The organism is Corallococcus llansteffanensis (assembly GCF_003612055.1).
GTDB lineage: Bacteria > Myxococcota > Myxococcia > Myxococcales > Myxococcaceae > Corallococcus > Corallococcus llansteffanensis.
The window spans coordinates 1-1,155 of the sequence record NZ_RAWB01001053.1; the positions used below are offsets into that span (position 1 = coordinate 1).

General features: G+C 73.6%; 1 protein-coding gene. It reads left to right on the top strand.

Annotation, left to right across the window (positions count from 1 at the left end; all coding sequences use genetic code 11):
- On the top strand, positions 1-1,074 hold a 1,074-nt coding region (locus D7V93_RS43265; protein ID WP_147451693.1), incomplete at its 5' end, for a dipeptide epimerase.
- Positions 1,075-1,155: the final 81 nt, after the last annotated feature.

A 1,155-nucleotide genomic window follows, 5' to 3' on the forward strand; every position in this document is an offset into this window, starting at 1 on the left:
CGCCCCACCCTCGTCACCCACGCCACCTTCGAGCCGCTGCACCTGCCGCTCACGGAGCCCTTCGCCATCGCCACCGGCGCGCAGCACGCGGCGGAGAACGTGCTCGTGCGCGTCACGCTGGCGGATGGAACGGTGGGCCTGGGTGAGGCGGCCCCCTTCACCGCGGTGAGCGGCGAGACGCAGGGCAGCACGCTCGCCGCGCTGGAGTCCGTACGCGGGGTGTTATTGGGCCGGGACGCCCAGGCGTGGCGGCCGGCGGCGGAGGCGCTCTCGGATGCGCTCGCGCTCGCCCCGTCCGCGCGGTGTGGGTTGGAGATGGCGCTGCTGGACGCGCTGGCGCGGCACCACCGCCTTCCGCTGCACGTCTTCTTCGGCGGGGCGGGCACGGCGCTGGACATCGACATGACGGTCACGGCCGGCGACGTGGCGCACGCGGTGGCGTCCACGCGGGCCATCCTGGGGCGGGGCATCGACACGCTGAAGGTGAAGGTCGGGGCGTTGGATCCGGACGCGGACGCGGCGCGGCTCGTCGCCATCCACCAGGAGGCCCCGAAGGCGCGCCTCTTCGCGGACGCGAACGGGGGCTATGACGTGGCGGAGGCGCTGGCCTTCCTGAAGGAGCTGGAGCGGGCGGACGTGCCGCTGTCGCTGTTCGAGCAGCCGGTGCCGGCGTCCGACTTCGCGGGGCTCGCGGAGGTGACGCGCCGCTCGAAGGTGCCGGTGTGCGCGGACGAGTCGGCCCGTTCGGCGAAGGACGTGCTGCGGCTCATCCGCGAGGGCGCGTGCCACGCCATCAACATCAAGACGATGAAGTGCGGGATGGTGGAGGCGGTGACGATGTGGAGCCTGGCGCGCGCCGCGGGCCTGGAGCTGATGGTGGGCGGCATGGTGGAGAGCGTGCTCGCGATGAGCGCGTCCGCGCACCTGGCCGCGGGCCTGGGCGGGTTCACCTACGCGGACCTGGACACGCCGCTGTTCATCGCGAGCCACCCCTTCCAGGGCGGCGCGCACTACGCGGGCTCGCGGCTGACGCTGGACCCGGACGCACCGGGCCACGGCGTCACGCTGCGCTGACCGCGCTTCACGATTCTTCACAACCGGCGTGCCTGGGAGGGAAGCAGGCCGGTGCCGGCACCGGCCTGCTTCCCTCCCAGG